The 15,982-nt window shown below is 66.0% G+C and carries 17 protein-coding genes; 3 read left to right on the forward strand and 14 right to left on the reverse strand.

All coding sequences use genetic code 11. The features are described 5' to 3' along the window. Window positions 1-19: 19 nt before the first annotated feature. The 3 genes from soxX to EZM81_RS12180 form a co-directional block, all read right to left on the reverse strand. Window positions 20-493, reverse strand: a complete 474-nt coding sequence (gene soxX / locus EZM81_RS12170) for a sulfur oxidation c-type cytochrome SoxX (protein WP_136645900.1) — start codon at window positions 491-493, stop codon at window positions 20-22. A gap of 113 nt (window positions 494-606) precedes the next feature. Beyond that, complete coding sequence (locus tag EZM81_RS12175) at window positions 607-1,164, reverse strand: thioredoxin family protein (RefSeq protein WP_211195408.1); 558 nt, start codon at window positions 1,162-1,164, stop codon at window positions 607-609. A gap of 11 nt (window positions 1,165-1,175) precedes the next feature. After that, the gene (locus EZM81_RS12180; RefSeq protein ID WP_136645901.1) at window positions 1,176-1,913 is read right to left on the reverse strand and encodes a cytochrome c biogenesis CcdA family protein; all 738 of its coding nucleotides are present in this window, start codon (window positions 1,911-1,913) and stop codon (window positions 1,176-1,178) included. An 84-nt stretch (window positions 1,914-1,997) separates the two neighbouring features. On the opposite strand from EZM81_RS12180, the gene EZM81_RS12185 reads away from it, so the two are divergent. The 3 genes from EZM81_RS12185 (at window position 1,998) to EZM81_RS12195 (ending at window position 3,915) form a co-directional block, all read left to right on the forward strand. Beyond that, window positions 1,998-2,357 (forward strand): thioredoxin family protein, encoded by a 360-nt coding sequence (locus EZM81_RS12185; protein ID WP_136645902.1) that lies wholly within the window; start codon window positions 1,998-2,000, stop codon window positions 2,355-2,357. Window positions 2,358-2,540: 183 nt separating this feature from the next. Next, window positions 2,541-2,849, forward strand: coding sequence for an ArsR/SmtB family transcription factor (locus tag EZM81_RS12190; protein WP_371685747.1), 309 nt, complete (start codon window positions 2,541-2,543; stop codon window positions 2,847-2,849). 19 nt (window positions 2,850-2,868) lie between these two features. Continuing rightward, a complete protein-coding gene (locus EZM81_RS12195; protein ID WP_169052365.1) occupies window positions 2,869-3,915 on the forward strand; it encodes a YeeE/YedE family protein in 1,047 nt (348 codons plus the stop codon). A 230-nt stretch (window positions 3,916-4,145) separates the two neighbouring features. Here EZM81_RS12195 and EZM81_RS12200 read toward each other — a convergent pair whose 3' ends face one another. From EZM81_RS12200 to EZM81_RS12250, 11 genes are all read right to left on the reverse strand, one after another. Further along, on the reverse strand, window positions 4,146-5,957 hold the full coding sequence (locus EZM81_RS12200; protein WP_136645903.1) for an ABC transporter ATP-binding protein: 1,812 nt from the start codon (window positions 5,955-5,957) through the stop codon (window positions 4,146-4,148). Further along, a complete protein-coding gene (locus tag EZM81_RS12205) occupies window positions 5,954-6,913 on the reverse strand; it encodes an acetamidase/formamidase family protein (protein ID WP_136645904.1) in 960 nt (319 codons plus the stop codon). Before EZM81_RS12205 ends, EZM81_RS12200 begins: the two co-directional genes overlap by 4 nt. Next, on the reverse strand, window positions 6,913-8,526 hold the full coding sequence (locus EZM81_RS12210; protein WP_136645905.1) for an ABC transporter substrate-binding protein: 1,614 nt from the start codon (window positions 8,524-8,526) through the stop codon (window positions 6,913-6,915). The genes EZM81_RS12205 and EZM81_RS12210 overlap by 1 nt, the downstream gene beginning before the upstream one ends. A 25-nt stretch (window positions 8,527-8,551) precedes the next feature. Then, entirely contained in the window at window positions 8,552-9,472 is a 921-nt protein-coding gene (locus tag EZM81_RS12215; RefSeq protein ID WP_136645906.1) for an ABC transporter permease, read from the reverse strand. After that, window positions 9,472-10,353, reverse strand: a complete 882-nt coding sequence (locus EZM81_RS12220) for an ABC transporter permease (protein ID WP_135449888.1) — start codon at window positions 10,351-10,353, stop codon at window positions 9,472-9,474. The genes EZM81_RS12215 and EZM81_RS12220 overlap by 1 nt, the downstream gene beginning before the upstream one ends. Then, entirely contained in the window at window positions 10,331-10,933 is a 603-nt protein-coding gene (locus EZM81_RS12225; RefSeq protein WP_136645907.1) for an ANTAR domain-containing response regulator, read from the reverse strand. The genes EZM81_RS12220 and EZM81_RS12225 overlap by 23 nt, the downstream gene beginning before the upstream one ends. Next, window positions 10,930-12,018 (reverse strand): transporter substrate-binding protein, encoded by a 1,089-nt coding sequence (locus EZM81_RS12230; protein WP_136645908.1) that lies wholly within the window; start codon window positions 12,016-12,018, stop codon window positions 10,930-10,932. The genes EZM81_RS12225 and EZM81_RS12230 overlap by 4 nt, the downstream gene beginning before the upstream one ends. A gap of 388 nt (window positions 12,019-12,406) precedes the next feature. Next, window positions 12,407-14,026, reverse strand: a complete 1,620-nt coding sequence (locus EZM81_RS12235; RefSeq protein WP_136645909.1) for a glycosyltransferase family 39 protein — start codon at window positions 14,024-14,026, stop codon at window positions 12,407-12,409. Next, window positions 13,993-14,700 carry a phosphatase PAP2 family protein gene (locus EZM81_RS12240; protein ID WP_211195409.1) on the reverse strand — a complete coding sequence of 236 codons (708 nt, stop codon included), beginning with the start codon at window positions 14,698-14,700 and terminating at the stop codon, window positions 13,993-13,995. Before EZM81_RS12240 ends, EZM81_RS12235 begins: the two co-directional genes overlap by 34 nt. A gap of 28 nt (window positions 14,701-14,728) precedes the next feature. Then, complete coding sequence (locus tag EZM81_RS12245) at window positions 14,729-15,028, reverse strand: lipid-A-disaccharide synthase N-terminal domain-containing protein (RefSeq protein ID WP_136645911.1); 300 nt, start codon at window positions 15,026-15,028, stop codon at window positions 14,729-14,731. After that, a complete protein-coding gene (locus EZM81_RS12250) occupies window positions 15,025-15,777 on the reverse strand; it encodes a glycosyltransferase family 2 protein (protein WP_136645912.1) in 753 nt (250 codons plus the stop codon). The genes EZM81_RS12245 and EZM81_RS12250 overlap by 4 nt, the downstream gene beginning before the upstream one ends. Window positions 15,778-15,982: the final 205 nt, after the last annotated feature.

Genomic DNA, 15,982 nt, shown 5'->3' on the forward strand with positions numbered 1-15,982 from the left:
GTCTGGGGCGTCGCGCCCGTCATTCCTTGAGAGTGAGAAGGAAGGCCACCACATCCTCGATCTGCTGGGCCGTCAGGATCGGCGGAAGGTCACCCTCGGGTGCTTTGCCGGTATAGCCGTTGCCGGGGCGGATGAAGCCTTCGGTCTTGTAGAATGCAGGCATGAAGCTGCCCTCGAAGGTCATCTTGGCGTTTGCGACGATCCCGCGCAGTTCGGCTTCGCTCCAGCGGTCGGCCACGCCGTCAAGCGGCGGAGCGATATTGCCCGGGAACTGCACGTCCGGCAGAGCCGAGATCGTGTGGCAGGCCACGCAGTTGCCAAGCGCGTTCGTGGTCATCACCTTGATGCCGTTCGCCGGGTCGCCGGGCGTGCCGGACAGGGACGTTTCGATCCGGCCATCGACGAAGACGACCTCGGTCGGCGCGACCTCGGGCAAGGCTGGTGTTGCATGCGACAGCGTGACCGCCGCCACCAGACAGAGCTGGCGTTTCATCCTCATCCTCCCAGTATTCCTCCGTATACCACTATGCTGGGAGATCAGGATTCGGGCAAGCGAAATATAGCAGGAAACCTATATGCCTATGTTTTCAGGTTTCCCCGGAATGATCAGTTCCCCGTAGCCATGCGTTCCGCAACGAATTTCTGGAAGTTCTCGCCCGAATCGTAACCATGGTCGCGCACCCAGATCAGCAACGCTTCGGTCATTCCCTTCCCGAAGGATCCCGGCATCATCGCCACGGCGGCATCCGGCGCCGACACGCCTTGGGGCACTTCCTCAGGCAGGAAGATCAGGGTCGGCGTGAACATCACCCCCCAGCGCAACGCCATCTGCTTTTCCGAAAGCGTCGTGCCGTCGAAATCGGTCACCTCGACGTCGCCGAACAGGTTCAGCTGCACGACGAAATAGTGGTCGCGGATCAGCTTCTCGATCGCGGAGTCGGTAAACACCTTCTCGTGCATTTCAGTGCAGTAGATGCAGCCGCGCTGCTCGTAGATCAGCATCAGCCGCTTGCCCTCGGCGTTGGCCTCGGCCAGATCCTCGCGCAGATCCTTGAAGGTCTCGCGCAGCCAGGTGGGCTTGTGCAGCCCGTCATCCCCCAGTTCGACGGCAAGTGCCGGGCTGGACAGGGCAAGGCCTGCGGCAAGGGCAAGACGGCGCAGCATGGTGGCTCCTTTCAGATCAGGGTCGCGGACCAGTCGAAATGCCGGATCATCCAGTCGGCGATCAGGTTCACGGTGTTGGTGGCGATCAGGATGCCGAAGATGATCAACATGATGCCCATCACCTTTTCGACATGCCCCATCAGGGCACGGTGCCGGGCAACCCATGCCAGGAACGGCCCGGCGAAGAAAGCGGCCAGCACGAAGGGCAGCGTCATCGACAGGCCATAGACCAGCAGCAGCGCGCCCCCTCGCCACAGGTCGCCCATGCCGCTGGCGACCATCAGGATCGCAGCAAGCGCCGGGCCGACGCAGGGCGTCCAGCCGAAGCCGAAGGCCAGGCCCATCACATACGAGCCAGCCAGCGTGCGCGGATTGGCGGTCGATTCGACCCGCGCCTCACGATAGAGAAAGCCGATACGGAAGATGCCCAGAAAGTGGAGGCCGAACAGGATCAGCACTGCAGCGGCAACATAAGACAGGGGCTCCTTCCATTGGGCGAAGCTGCGGCCCAGTGCAGTCGCGCCCAGCCCGAGCAGGACAAAGATCGTCGTGACCCCTATGGCAAAGGCCAATGCCTGCACCACAAGCCGCACCCGTGCGCCGGGCGCCACCGTTCCGCCGTCGCGCAGTTCCTTCACCGAAAGACCTGCCATGTAGGACAGGTAGAAGGGCACCATCGGCAGGATGCAGGGCGACAGGAAGGACAGAAGCCCCGCAAGCGCCGCGCCACCGAATGATATGTCGAGCATCGCCCCTCCTCCCGGGGAAGTGCTGCCTTGCCGGAGAGGCAAACGTAGATTACAATAGTTCTATGTTTCTATGAGGCTGTCAACGTGGCTGTCCCCGCCCTTCTGGCATCTGCCCTTCTCGCGGTCTCGGCGGGCGCGGCCTCGGCGGGCGAACTTCAGCTTCTGATGTTCGAGCAGGCGGGCTGCATCTATTGCGCGCAATGGAATGCAGAGATCGCGCCCCAATATCCGCTGACGGACGAGGGCAAGGCAGCACCGCTCATGCGCCTGCAACTGCGCGAACCCCTGCCGGATGGCCTTTCGCTGGTTGCGCCGCCGGTCTTCACGCCGACCTTCGTCCTGGTCGAGGACGGTATCGAGGCGGGACGCATCGAAGGCTATCCGGGTGCAGACTTCTTCTGGCCGCTTCTGGCCGGGTTGATCGCAGGGTCCGCGGCCGACTGAGGCAGGGATGCCGCGCTGCCCAGGGAATTGCGGTTGTGGCGCGCAAGACGGGTTGCCGTTTGGCCAGGCAGCGCGCATGAACGGGTCGGGAAAGGCACCAGGGCAGACGCTGTGGCGGATGACGATCTTCAACCGGGCAGATGGCAGGTGGACGCGGCTTCGGACCTCGCCGCTTCCGCCCCGGTGGTCCCCGACCTCACCGGGCTGATCGACCGCGCCGAAAAGGCCGCGACGCTGCTGAAGGCCATGGGGCATGACGGGCGGCTCACGATCCTGTGCCATCTGCGCACCGGGCCGAAAAGCGTCACCGAACTTGAAAACCTTCTGTCCGCGCGTCAGGCTATCGTCAGTCAACAACTGGCACGACTGCGACTGGAAGGTCTGGTCAGCGCCCGGCGCGAAGGGCAGGCGATCTTCTATTCGCTCCTCGACCCAAGGGTTGCCGAGGTGCTTGAAGTCCTCGCTCGACTGTTCGGACCAGGACGCGACTGAGAGGCAGAGGGAGGCACGGATGCTGGATTTGGTCCCGATCGGATTGCTGGCGGCGCTTGTCGGGCTTGTCGGCGGGATCGTGCTGGGCCTTGCCGCGCGGCTAGGCGATTTCTGCACCCTCGGGGCGCTGGAATCGGCCGTCTATGGCCGCGACCAGACCCGTCTGCGGCTGTGGGGGGTGGTGCTGGCCGTCGCCATCCTGACGACGCAGTTCGGCGCGATGGCGGGTCTCGTCGATCTTCAGGCCACCTTCTATCACGCCATCGAGTGGAATGCGGTCGGCTCCATCATCGGCGGGCTGGTGTTCGGCTATGGCATGGCGCTGGCGGGCAACTGCGGCTTCGGCGCCCTGGTCAGGTTCGGCGGCGGCGACCTGCGGTCGCTGGTCGTGGTGGTGGTGATGGGTATCTTCGGCTTCGTTGCCCTGTCCGGCCCGCTTGCGCCGCTGCGGGTAATGCTGTTTCCCCAACCGGATGCAACGGAACCGCAGGGGATCATCCATGATCTCGGCCAGCTGGGGCTTCCACCCGCTGTCGTGATCGTGGCAATCGCCGGCGCATTCCTGATCTGGGGACTTTCGCATACCGGACTGCGCCAGTCCCCGCGCCAGATTGCCTGGGGCGTCGCCGCAGGGCTGGCGGTAGCCTGGTGCTTCATTGCAACCTCGTGGCTGGCCGCCGAAAGCCTGGGCGAGGTGGCAGTCGAGGGTCCGTCCTACACCGCGCCCGTAGGCCGGACGCTGATCTTCCTGATGACTTCGACCGCGGGGGGGATCAACTTCTCGGTCGGCTCGGTCGTGGGCGTGATGGCAGGATCGCTGATCGGCTCGATGCTGCGTGGCCTTTTTCGCTGGGAAGCCTGCGAAGACCCGCGCGAACTTGGCCGCCAGGTGGGAGGCGCGGCCCTGATGGGTATCGGCGGGGTCGTTGCGATGGGCTGCTCTGTCGGTCAGGGCGTGACCGGCTTTGCCACCTTGGCGTGGTCGGGTCCGGTGACCTTGGCCGCAATCGCTGCAGGTGCAATGGTCGGACTGCGCCAGCTGATTGCGGGATACCAGCCGCAATAGCCCGAAGGCCGCCCAGGCCCCCTGCCCCACGGTCATCGCTTCCCCGCCCTTTTCGGCGGCAAAGGGCCGGTACCCCACCCTCGCAACATGCGAAAGCACGAACTGTCACGGAGCCGAACCAGCACGCAGCGGAGGCGTGGAACAGCCGGAATTGGTGCCGAAGCCGGCATCAACCAGCGATGCGCGGATTTTCGGTCAGCCGATCGGTGCAACAGTGTAGAAAGGCGTCATTAAAGGCGCGCAATCGTGTTCCTGTCCTCAGCCTGTGCCAGATCGCCGACCAGATGCCCCCCGCCGATGTCCTTCAGGACGACGCGCGGCGGTTCACGGCCTGGAAGGTGCAGCGGGCTTGGGGTTTCGGCGGAAAGGCGCGGACTCGGCTTGCGCCGGTGCGCAGGATCAGGAACCGGCACCGCGTCGATCAGGCGGCGGGTATAGGGATGCTGGGGATTGCCGAATACCTGGTGATGCGTCCCCATCTCGACGATCTGGCCCAGATACATCACTGCCACCCGGTCCGAGATGTTGTCGACCACAGCCATGTCGTGGCTGATGAACAGGTAGGAGATGCCGAAATCGGCCTGCAAAGCCTTGAGCAGTTCCAGCACGCGCGCCTGCACAGAAACATCGAGCGCGCTGACGCTTTCGTCCGCGATGATGAGGTCCGGTTGCAACGCCAGAGCGCGGGCGATGCAGATGCGCTGGCGCTGGCCGCCGGAAAATTCGTGCGGGTAGCGGTCAAGCTGGGCTGTCTCCAGCCCGACGCGGGTCATCAGGTCGGCGGCCCGATCGCGCCGCTGCGCCGCGTCGCCGATGCCGTGGATCAACAGCGGCTCGGCGATCAGCTCGCCCACCCGCATCCGCGGGTTCAGCGCGGCCATCGGGTCCTGGAACACCATCTGCACCCGCCGCCGCATGGCCTTCAGACCTGCCTTGTCCAGCCCCTCCATCACCTGGCCGGCAATCTCGATCCGACCCTGATGCGGGGTCAGGCCGACCAGAGCCTTCGCGATGGTGGACTTGCCGCAGCCGGACTCGCCGACCAGCGCAAAGGTCTCGCCCTTGCGGATGTCGAAGCTGACATGTTCGACGGCATGCACGTTCTGCGTCACCCGTCCCAGCAGCCCGCCACGCAGCGGATAACGGACGACGACATCGCTGAGCCGCGCGATCGGTTCCGAGGTCACGGGCGGACGTGGCGCCCCCTGCCCCATCCGCGGCACGGCGGCTAGCAGCGCGCGGGTATAGTCCGCCTGTGGACGCACGAAAAGATCGGCTGTGGCGGCGGTCTCTACCTGTCGCCCCTGCCGCATCACGATCACCCGGTCGGCCATTTCCGCCACCACGCCCATGTCATGGGTGATGAGGATGATCGCCGTGCCCAGATCGCGCTGGAGGTCGCGGAGGAGGTCCAGCACCTCGCGTTGCACGGTCACGTCCAGCGCCGTGGTCGGCTCGTCCGCGATCAGCACCTCGGGACGCAGGGCCAGCGCCATCGCGATCATCACCCGCTGGCGCATGCCGCCGGAAAGTTCGTGCGGATACTGCTGCATCCGCCGCTCGGGCTCGGACAGGCGCACCGCCCGCAAGGCGGCGACCGCGCGTCTGGCGGCCTCGGCCCGGCTGACCACCTCATGCGCGCGGATCGCCTCGGCCAGCTGCGCCCCCACGGTCATCACCGGGTTAAGCGACGTCATCGGTTCCTGGAAGATCATCGCGATCCGGTCGCCGCGCACGGCGCGCAGGGCGGGCTCGGACAGACGCGTCAGGTCCTGCCCGCCAAAGCGGATGCTGCCGCCGGTTACGCGGACGGCGGGTTGCGGCAGAAGGCCCATGATGGCGAGCGACGTGATCGACTTGCCCGATCCGCTTTCCCCGGCGATGGCCAGCGTCTCGCCCTTCCTCAGGTCGAAGGACAGGTCCTGCACCAAGGGTTTCAACCCCGCTTCGGTGCGGGCAGAGACGCACAGCCCCTCGACCCGCAGCACGATGTCCGGGGCGGTGGCCGCCCCGGTCGGTGGCATGGCTTCCGCAAGGGTCATTCGAAGACGACCCGGGGGAAGTAGAAGCTGACGACCCAGTTCGGCATGTCCACAATTTCCGAGATGCGCAGGTCGCCGCAGACGGAACAGAGCATGTAGGCGTCCACCGCCGAGATGCCCTGTTGCCGGGTCAGAAGGTCGATCATCCCCGACACCGCGTCGCGGGCCGCCGTCATCAGGTCCGGCCCGACGCCCGTCGTCGCCTCGTAGCCCTTGGCGTCCAGATGTCGCGTCACCGGCCCCGGCGTGGTGAAGCGCGGGAACTTCAGCGGCTGGTCCTTCACCAGGTCCAGCGTCAGAACCACGTTCATCGGGCTTTCGATCGCCGTGCCGCAGACCTCGCCATCGCCCTGCGCGGCATGGGTATCGCCGACGCTGAACAGCGCCCCCTCGACCTCGACCGGCAGGTAGAGCGTGACGCCCGCCGTCAGGTCGCGGATGTCGAGGTTGCCGCCCACCCGCCGGGGCGGGACGACCGAGTGCAACCCGGCCTCGGCAGGCGCGCAGCCGATGGTGCCGCTGAACGGCTTCAACGGCACACGCGCGGATTTGCCCCACATCGCCGGTTCCATGCTGGCCGGGTCATAGGACCACAGGCACAGCGCAGGGTCGGTGAACTGGTCGGCCAGAAGCCCGAAGCCGGGGATGTTCGCCGTCCAGCCGAAGCCCTTGCCGTCGAACACCTTCGGGGCGAAGCCCTCCAGCGTCACCTTCAGCACGTCGCCCGGTTTCGCCCCGTCAACATGGATCGGCCCCGAGACCGGGTTGATCTTGCCGAAGTCGAGGTCGATCACGCTTTGCAGGGTGGACGACGGGCCAAGCTGGCCCGCCGAGGAATCATGGCAGTGGAACTCGATGGTCGATCCCGGCGCGACGCGCAGCGCCGGCGGCAGGGAATTGTCCCAGCCGAAATGGTGCTGCGCGCCGTGGATCGTGTAGTCGCAGGCCTTGCACATTACTGCTTGACCCACACGTAGTCGTAGTTGACCGGGATCGAGACCGGATCAACGTAGAGCGCGTCCTCGCCGCCCATCCGTTCCGATTTCATCGTGTAGCGTTCCTCGTTGAAGACCGGGACCCATGGGGCTTGTTCCATCACGCCCATGTAGACGTCGGACCAGAGCTTCAGCCGGTCCGCCGACTTGGCCGGGTCGAACATGCTGTCGGCCTCGACCGCCTTCGCATCAAGGGCGGGGTCGCAGAACTTGGACCAGTTCCAGCCGCCCTCGCCGGCGCCCGCGCAGCCGAGGATCGGCCCGTAGAAGTTCGACGGGTCGGGGAAGTCGGCGATCCAGGCCATGCCGCCCGACCAGATCATCGGCGCGGTGCCCGCGCCGCCGGCCTCGATCACGTTGGCCTGGGCGAGGTTCTGGATGTTGGCCTTGATCCCGATGGCCGCGAGGTCCTGCTGGATGGCTTGCGCGATCCGCGGGTTCGGGTCGGTGTTCATGACGTAAAGCTCGGTCTCGAAGCCGTCGGCCAGCCCTGCTTCGGCCAGCAACGCCTTGGCGCCCTCGGGGTCGTAGGGATAGCCCGCATAGCCTTCGGTATAACCGGGCATCGAGGGCGGCAGCGGCTGGGTCGCGGGGATCGCGCGGCCGTTGATGATCTGGGTGATCCGCTCCTTGTTGATTGCCATGTTGATGGCCTTGCGCACCTCGAGCTTGTCGAGGGGCGGGGTCGTCACGTTCAGGGTGATGTAGCCGGTGTGCAGCTGTCCGCCGACGACCACCCGCGCGGCCTGGGCCGGGTCGCCCATCACCTCGGTGAACTTCGCGGGCGGGATGCCATCGCCGGGCACGTCAACCTCGCCCTTCTGCAACCGCAGAAGCGCCACGACAGGCTCTTGCCCGACCTCGAACACGATGGAGTCGAGGAAGGGCACACCCGGGCGCCAGTAGTCGGCGTTCTTCTCGAACACCAGCCGCTGGCCCAGCGTCCATTCCGCCAGCTTGAAAGCCCCTGTGCCGACCGGTTTCTTGCCGAAATCAGCGCCGGCTTCCTCAACTGCTTCTTTCGGCACCACACTGGCGAAGTTCAGCGCCATGACGTGCAGAAAGGTCGCATCCGGCCGCGACAGCGTGATCTTCACGGTCAGCGGGTCCACGACCTCGACCCCCGACAGCCCGCCCGGCCCGGCGTTCTCGAACCCGGCGATGGCGCCGAAGAAGCCCGCGCCCGGGGATTGGGTTTCGGGGTTGGTCACGCGGTCCAGCGAGTATTTCACGTCCTCGGCCGTCATCTCGCGCCCGTTGTGGAACTTGACCCCGGCGCGCAGCTTGAAGGTGTAGGTCAGGCCGTCCTCGGAAATCTCGTAGCTTTCCGCCAGACCCGGGCGCAGCTCGGTCGTGCCGGGGACATAATCCATCAGCCCGTCGAACAGCGACTTGATCATCGACCAGTTCTGCCAGTCGTAGCCGATGGCGGGATCGAGCGTCGCCACATCGTCCTTGTAGGTGATGGTGATGGTTCCGCCGGGCTTGGCGGCCGGATCGGGGATATAGTCCTGGGCGGCCGCGGGCAGCACAAGCGCCAGCATCACGGCGGTCGAGGCGAGCAGTCTTTTCATTGTCTCTCTCTCTCCTGTTGGGGTTTCAGCGAAGTTTGATCCGGGGGTCGATCAGGGGGGCGATCAGGTCGGCCAGCAGGTTGCCCAGCACAATCGCGCAGGCCGAGACCAGCGTGACGCCCATGATGATCGGGATGTCCACGCGCTGGATCGCCTGCCAGGCCAGTTGCCCGATGCCGGGCCAGCCGAAAACCGACTCCACCACCACGATCCCGCCCATGAATATGCCGATGTCGATGCCGATCATCGCGATCACCGGCAGGATCGCGTTCGGCAAGGCATGGCGCAGGACAATCCGCGCCCGCGTCAGTCCCTTGGCACGCGCCGTGCGAATGTAGTCGGCGCGCAAGACGTCGATCATCGAGGACCGCATCATGCGGCTGTACCAGCCCGACCCCAGTATCCCCAGGGTCACTGCCGGCAGCACCAGATGGGCGAAGGTGCCGTAGCCACCGATCGGGAACCAGCCCAGCTTGACCGCAAACACATAAAGCAAGAGCAGGCTGACCACGAACTGCGGGGCCGAGACGGTGACGAAAGAAGTCACCATGAGCGTCTGGTCCAGCGCCCTGCCGCGCCATAGCGCGGCAACGATGCCCATTGTCAAGCCCAGTATCAGCTCGCAGATGATGGCTCCCAGCATCAGAAGCAGCGTCGCCGGCAGACGTGACAGGATCAGCTCGGCGACTTCCGTCTTCTGCAGATAGCTGCGCCCCATGTCTCCCTGAAGCAGCGCGCCGAGGTAGCGGGCGTATTGCACGAAAAAGGGCTTGTCGAGGCCAAGCTGCTGGCGGATGTTTTCGACCGTTTCTGCCGTGGCCGAACGTCCGGCGATCTGGCGCACCGGGTCGGCGGGCAGGACATACAGCAGAAGGAAGGTTACGAAACTTACGCCAAGCAGGATCAGGGCAGCCTGGATCAGACGGCGGATCAGATAGGCGGCCATCAGTCGCGTCCCCGTTGCGTGGGGTCCAGCACGTCGCGCAGCGCGTCGCCCACCAGATTGAAGGCCAGTGCCAGAAGAATGATTGCGGCACCGGGGATGAACACCAGCCAGGGCGCGGACTGGAAGTAGGTCTGGTTCTCGAAGATGATGTTGCCCCAGCTGGGGGTCGGCGGCTGCACACCGATGCCGAGGAATGACAGGGTCGCCTCCAGAAGGACGGTGGTCGAGATCCCCAGCGTGCCCCAGACGATGATCGTGGGCAGAAGGTGCGGCAGGATGTGGCGGAAGAGGATGCGGCTGGTGCTGGCCCCCAGCGTCCGCTCGGCCGCGATGAAGTCGCGCGTGGCCAGCGACGAGGTCTCGGTATAGATCACCCGTGCGGTCTGCACCCAGTTCACCAGCGCGATGACCATCGCCACGATCCAGAGCGAAGGCTGGAAGATCGCAGCCAGGCAGATCGCCAGAAGAAGCGCCGGGAAGGCCATCATCAGGTCGGTGAAGCGCATCAGGATGCCTCCGATCCAGCCGCGGAAGAAACCGGCGGTGATCCCGACCAGCGTCCCGATCACCAGAGCCAGCCCGTTGGCCACCACGCCGATCACCAGCGAGGTCTGTGCGCCGTAAAGCAGCCGGCTGAAAAGGTCGCGGCCCAGAAGGTCGGTGCCCATCAGGAACTTGCCACCCGGCGGCATCGGCGCGCCCTCCAGGGTCAGGCCGTCGAACATCTGGTCGTTGGGGTCGAAGGGGGCGATCCAGGGTGCAAGGACCGCGCCCGCGACCACGACGGCGATGATGACCAGCCCCAGAACCGCCAGCTTGCGCCGCATCAGCCGGGCAAGGGCGCCCTGGGGAACCGGTTCAGCCGCGCTCAGATCGGTCATCCGGCCCCCCTTGCGCCGCGACGATCCGCGCCGCCGCGTCCTCGAAGCTGATCCGCCAGGCCATCGCCATCTGCCGCAGTTGCGCATAGGCTTCGGCGTCGGACTTGCCCCGCGCGGCCAGAAGCGTCACGGCCCGAACAACCGTCTGCCGGTCCTCCAGCCGCCGCCGGAGGTCGGCGATTTCGGCCGACAGGGCCTTCTGCGCATCGAAGGCATCCCGCGCGATAAGCAGCGCCGAATAGGCCCCGCTGTCGCCCACGGGCTTCAGAAGCTGCGCATGCGCGCCCGCCTTCAGCGACCACTCGATCCGGCCCGGCGCCTCGGAGCCGATCAGCGCGATCATCGGGATCGGCGGCTGGCCCGGCTCCCAGGGGAACATGCCGTCATGGCCCATGTCGGCGTCGAAGAAGATGTAATCCGCCGCCAGCGCCTCGGGGCCGAGGTCCGGCCAGGACTGCGTGACCTGCAACCCGATCGCTGTCAGCTGCCGCGCCAGGGCCTGCACCGTGGCATGGGGGCGGTGCAGGATGATCGCCTGCGCGCCGCCAAGGTTGGGGATGCGGATCGGCCGGCGCTTCATGACACCACCTTCAGGACCGGCGCCACCGGCGCCTGCCGGCTGCGCGTCAGGTAGGGATCGCCCGGCACGGCCTCCATCCTTTTCAGCACGCGGAAGGCGCCGCCCTCGACCCGTGCGATGATCACCGGCAGAACGGTGTGATGCGTATCGGGATCGACGATCCCGCGGCTCCGCTCGCCTGCCAGAAGCCGGGACAAGGGCCAGTTTTCGGCCCCCGGCCGCCCGTTCAGGAGACGCGCCAGCTCCATCACCGCGGAATAGGCCGCGGCCTCGTGGGAGGAACCGAAGTTGCCTTCGCCCGGCCAACCCGGCACCCCGCGGAAATAGGGGCCCGCCGCGACTAGGCCCTCGGCCGCCGGCCCCAGCGCCGGCAGTTCACATTCGGTCATGTTGCAGGACAGAACCGGGCAGCGGTCGGGACGGAAGGCCGGATCCTCCTGCCCGAGCGCCCGGTAGGCCGCCATGAATTCGTAGGACGACGGTCCGATCAGCGAGTTCAGGATGAAGTCGGGGCGGGCATAGCGCAGCTCGTCGATCATCCGTCCGACCTCGCGCGAGCCGATGGGCAGATAGCGTTCGCCCAGAACCTCGCCGCCCGCCGCGGTCACGCGTTCACGCGCAAGGCGGTTCATCTCCCAGCCCCAGATGTAGTTCGACCCCGCCAGCCATGCCCGACGCCCATGCGCAGGCATCACCCAGTCGAGCAGGGGCAGCAGGTGCTGGTTTGGGCAGGCATGGGTGTAGACCACATGATCAGAGGCCTCGAACCCCTCGTATGGCACCGCATACCATAGCGTGCCACCGAACTTCTCGACCGTCGGGATCACTTCCTTGCGGCTCCAGCTGGTGATGCAGCCCACCACATGCCGCGCCCCGGTGTCCCGCAGGATCTCTTCGCAAAGCGGGCCGTAGGCATCGATATTGCCTGCCGGGTCGCGCTCGACCGGCACGAAGCTGACATCCAGTGCGGGATCCGCGTTGATCTTGGCGATCGCGCCCAGCGCGCCGGATCGGCAGGCTTCCGCGATCAGCGAGTAGCTGCCGGAGCGCGAGAAAAGAAGCCCCAGTTCGATCCGCCGCTTCAACCGACCCCCCGAAAAGCCGAAAGGCCCCGTCGCAGCCGCAAGGACGGTCTGCGCGCGAGGCCCGAGTGCCTAGTGTCGTCATGACGATGTTCGCCTGCGACGATATGCCAGCCGGATCTGCGGTCAAGGCCCATCGTGCATCTTCGCCCTCGAAAACCAGCAAGTGATCCGTTTTGCCCAGAACTTGGGCTACAGGTGACCTGCCCGCCCTCCGCAAGGTCACCCGCTCATGGGCCGGCACGCGCTCCGCGCCCGCGCGCCCCAAGGCCCGGTTACGCTCGTTCCGCCCAGCCACGTCGAACTCGCGGGCGGCAAGCAACATCTGCTCCAGCTCCTGGGGCTGGCTTAGGTAGCTTGATCGCGCGATCAGCTGCAGATGTCTTACTGTTCAGGGCAGGCGGTACAGGAGGAGCCGTTTGCCAGCCAGCCAGGCCTCGCCGATCGCTGGAACCGGGAAGGATCGCTCGCCGGTGGTCAGGATGAGGCCACCAGGGTGGCTGGCAACCCAGGGGTCCACTTCATCGGTGGATAGCACTTCTACAGCAGACGTCAGGCGCGCCGTGAAACCGAATTCTCCCTGATAGGGATAGCCGTGGATCGCCACACCGGCCGCCGGTGCCCGCCCGAGTTCGGCCGCAAACCGTCCGGTATCGAAATGCTCGAAGAGCGCGGGGCGCAGCCCGACATGTGCCACTATCAGCGCCACCGGGGCGACAAGCACCCAGGCCAGGGCAGGCAGATGGCGTCCCGCGAAAGCGATGGCCAACAGGCCGGCCCCCGCGATGGCGGCAGCCAGAGCCACTGTGTCCAATCCCAGCGACTCGACCGCCACGCCGTCAATCCTTGCCCGGCCGGTCGCAAGCAGTGCCGCCCAGGCCAGAACCGGGGCTATGACGGCCAGGCACGCGACAACCGCCGTCCATGCGTGTCGCGGCGGCGGCGCGGCGGCCAGCGCCAGTGCCGCCGCAGGCAGCACTGGCAGCAGGTAATGCACCTGCTTGCCCGAAATCAGCGAGAACAAGACCAGCGTGGACAGGCCCCAGATCGCGAGAAAGCGCGCGCGCCGGTCGCTGCGCAACGTTGCGGATGCCAATCCGCGCAGGGCGGATGGTCGCCACGCCCAGGGCCAGAGCACGATCGGAAGGACCGCGACAAAGAACCAGACCGGCCGTGCATGATCGAACGCATTTACCATCCGCCCCGCGCTCTGCCGCCAGAGCACCTCGGCCCTGTACTCCGGCCCGCCAAGCCAAAGCGCGGGTACCAGCCACACCGCAAGGATCACCGCCGCTGCGCCGATGGCTGCAGCCACGCGCGCATACCAGGATGCCGGAGGCCCCGGATCCTCTGCCATCGTCCACAGCGGGCGTGTCAGGGCTAGCGGCATGAGGTGGACCAGGATGACCGGGCCTTTCGCCAGCACGCCGAAGGCAAGCGCCGCAGCAAGGCCCAGCGTGGCAAGGCGGCCTCCGCCCGTATCCATCGACAGCAGCGCCAGAACCCCCAGCAGTGTGGCCGTGGTCAGCATGGTGTCGAACATCGTCAGCGACCCGTAGAGCGCAAAGAGCCCGGTCGAGGCCAGGATCAGGGCCGCCATCGCGCCGAGTTCGGGCCTTTCAGGGAACAGGCGGTCCCCCAGCCTCCAGGTCAGCGCCACCGAGACTACGCCGAAGGCAGGAGCGACCAGCCGCGCCGCAACCTCGCTGACGCCGGTCAGGGACCAGACCAGATTGATCAGCCAGAACAGCAGCGGCGGCTTGTGGGCATAGATCTCGCCGTTCAGATGCGGGACGATGTAGGATCCGTCCCGGTGCATCTCCCAGGCGACCGAAAGATAGCGCGTCTCATCCACCGGCAGAACGGGACGCATCAGCGGCAAGGCGACGGCGAAGGCGACAGCCAGCGTCAACGCCAGCCCTCCGACGGCGCGGCTGGACAGATTGCGTCGGCCGCGCAGGCCGGAATTGCGAGGCGTCATGGTGCGTTCAACCTTGGCTGGACCGTGCATGATCTTGCCGTGCGCGGCCAGAGCAGACAAGCCAGACCGAAGGCGAGCATCGTCATCAGAAGCGCGGCGAATACCAGATCCGACAAAAAGTGCCGCCCGCTGCCGATGCGCTGCACCGCCGTCAGCAGCAGAAGTCCCAGCGACAGAAGCGCCAGCCCCCTGAAGCGGCCGGCGGCAGGCCTACCGTCGAACCAGAGCGCACCGATCGCCAGTGCCGTCGTCAGCGCGGTTCCGGCCGCCATTTCGGCCGAGACAAAGGAACAGGCCGACCGACAGTAGCCCGAGATTTCCCAGGCCGCGGTGAATGGGGCTTGCCCGCCGAAGTCCACGATCTGCTCGGGGCGCGCGCGCCCGAAGACATGCTTGAGCAAGCCGTTCACCAGAAGGCCGGGTCCGATCAGGTAAAGCAGGAGGACCATGCCCCAGTAGCGCGCGGCTGAACTGCCTTCGGCCCTGCGCCGCCAGAGACCGACCGGTACCATCACCAGCCCAACGGCTACCAGGGTGACAGAGGCCGCCTTGTTGGCCAGAAGCACACCATCCCAGACCACCCGCCCGGCAAACGCGAAACCTTTCGCCGGGTCGTGAAAAAGCGCCGAGATCAGCAGATCTGGCCACGGCCAAAGCCGGAATGCGATTGCAAGGCCTGCCGTCAGGACGGCCAGAGCCGCCAACCGCCGCCCGCATTCGCGAGGGAAAGCGTCATGCCTTCCGGTTTGCATGGATCAGCCAGAGATTGCGGGAATAGATCACCACGCCAAGCGTCTGCCCCAGCACGAAGACCGGATCCTTGCGATAGATGGCGTAGGCCAGCAGCATCACACCGCCGGTCAGCGAGAAATACCAGAAAGCCACCGGCATTACCGAGGATCGTGCCCTCTCCGACGCAATCCACTGCACCAGAAAGCGGGCAGTGAACATCAGCTGGGCGCACAGACCGAAGATCACCCAGGCAAGCTCGGTCCCGCTGTTGACGTGAAGGGTTGCCATCAGCCACGTCATGTCTGCCGCTCCGCTTCAGGTGTCTGGATCCGCCCGATTTCAATGGCCCTGGCCTTCTTGCGCCGGCGTATCAGCCAGGCGACGCCCATCAGGTCAAAGATGCCTACGACGGCACGCTGAAGGTTCGAATAGTGCGACCGCCCGCCCAGGCGTGCGCGGTGCCCCACATCCACGTGCACGATCTGCCAGCCGTCGCGGGCGAACAGCGCCGGCAGATAGCGGTGCATGTGATCGAAATAGGGCAGCGCAAGGAATGCCTCGCGCCGAAAGCATTTCAGCCCGCAGCCGGTATCGCGTGTACCATCCCGCAGGACACGCGACCGCAGCCCATTTGCAAGGCGTGAGGCCAGGCGGCGACCGAATCCGTCCTTGCGCCCGACGCGCTGGCCCGCGACCAACCCCAGGCCTTCCGAACCAGCGTCCAGGAACGGGGCGATCAGACGGGGCAGCTCTTCCGGCGGGTTCTGCCCGTCGCCGTCCAGCGTACAGATCAGCCGGCCACGCGCAGCGACAACCCCCGAATGAATCGCCGCCGACTGCCCCCCTTGCCGGTCGTGCCGCAGAACGCGCAGCATCGGCCGTTCCGGCAGCGCCTTGTCGAGCAGCAGGGCCATCCCGTCATCGGAGGCATCGTCAACCACGATGATCTCGAAAGGGCCGATGCCCTGCATGCTTTCGACGATCCCGTCGATCAGCGGCACGATGTTGCTGGCCTCGTTCCGGCACGGCACGACGATCGACGTTTTCATGATGACTGCGAGCCCGGCCGCGACATGTAAGACTGGTGCCCTGTCTAGGACACTTCCACGGTGGGATAGAATAGAAATTTTCGGGCTGCCTGCCAGAACCCGTTCACCACGTGGGACGATCAGATCGCAGAAATAAGTTCTTGCTTACGGTGCCCTCACGAGACTGTCTGAACTGCGCCGGGTTTTCCGGAGGCTCCAACTCTTG

The organism is Tabrizicola sp. YIM 78059, from assembly GCF_004959785.1.
Lineage (GTDB): Bacteria > Pseudomonadota > Alphaproteobacteria > Rhodobacterales > Rhodobacteraceae > Tabrizicola > Tabrizicola caldifontis.

Excerpts from the sequence above, each read along its gene's own strand:
- soxX (WP_136645900.1), bottom strand. The coding sequence starts at position 493 with ATGAAACGCCAGCTCTGTCTGGTGGCGGCGGTCACGCTGTCGCATGCA.
- EZM81_RS12175 (WP_211195408.1), bottom strand. The coding sequence starts at position 1,164 with ATGCTGCGCCGTCTTGCCCTTGCCGCAGGCCTTGCCCTGTCCAGCCCG.
- EZM81_RS12180 (WP_136645901.1), bottom strand. The coding sequence starts at position 1,913 with ATGCTCGACATATCATTCGGTGGCGCGGCGCTTGCGGGGCTTCTGTCC.
- EZM81_RS12195 (WP_169052365.1), top strand. The coding sequence starts at position 2,869 with ATGCTGGATTTGGTCCCGATCGGATTGCTGGCGGCGCTTGTCGGGCTT.
- EZM81_RS12200 (WP_136645903.1), bottom strand. The coding sequence starts at position 5,957 with ATGACCCTTGCGGAAGCCATGCCACCGACCGGGGCGGCCACCGCCCCG.
- EZM81_RS12205 (WP_136645904.1), bottom strand. The coding sequence starts at position 6,913 with ATGTGCAAGGCCTGCGACTACACGATCCACGGCGCGCAGCACCATTTC.
- EZM81_RS12210 (WP_136645905.1), bottom strand. The coding sequence starts at position 8,526 with ATGAAAAGACTGCTCGCCTCGACCGCCGTGATGCTGGCGCTTGTGCTG.
- EZM81_RS12215 (WP_136645906.1), bottom strand. The coding sequence starts at position 9,472 with ATGGCCGCCTATCTGATCCGCCGTCTGATCCAGGCTGCCCTGATCCTG.
- EZM81_RS12220 (WP_135449888.1), bottom strand. The coding sequence starts at position 10,353 with ATGACCGATCTGAGCGCGGCTGAACCGGTTCCCCAGGGCGCCCTTGCC.
- EZM81_RS12225 (WP_136645907.1), bottom strand. The coding sequence starts at position 10,933 with ATGAAGCGCCGGCCGATCCGCATCCCCAACCTTGGCGGCGCGCAGGCG.
- EZM81_RS12235 (WP_136645909.1), bottom strand. The coding sequence starts at position 14,026 with ATGCACGGTCCAGCCAAGGTTGAACGCACCATGACGCCTCGCAATTCC.
- EZM81_RS12245 (WP_136645911.1), bottom strand. The coding sequence starts at position 15,028 with ATGACGTGGCTGATGGCAACCCTTCACGTCAACAGCGGGACCGAGCTT.
- EZM81_RS12250 (WP_136645912.1), bottom strand. The coding sequence starts at position 15,777 with ATGAAAACGTCGATCGTCGTGCCGTGCCGGAACGAGGCCAGCAACATC.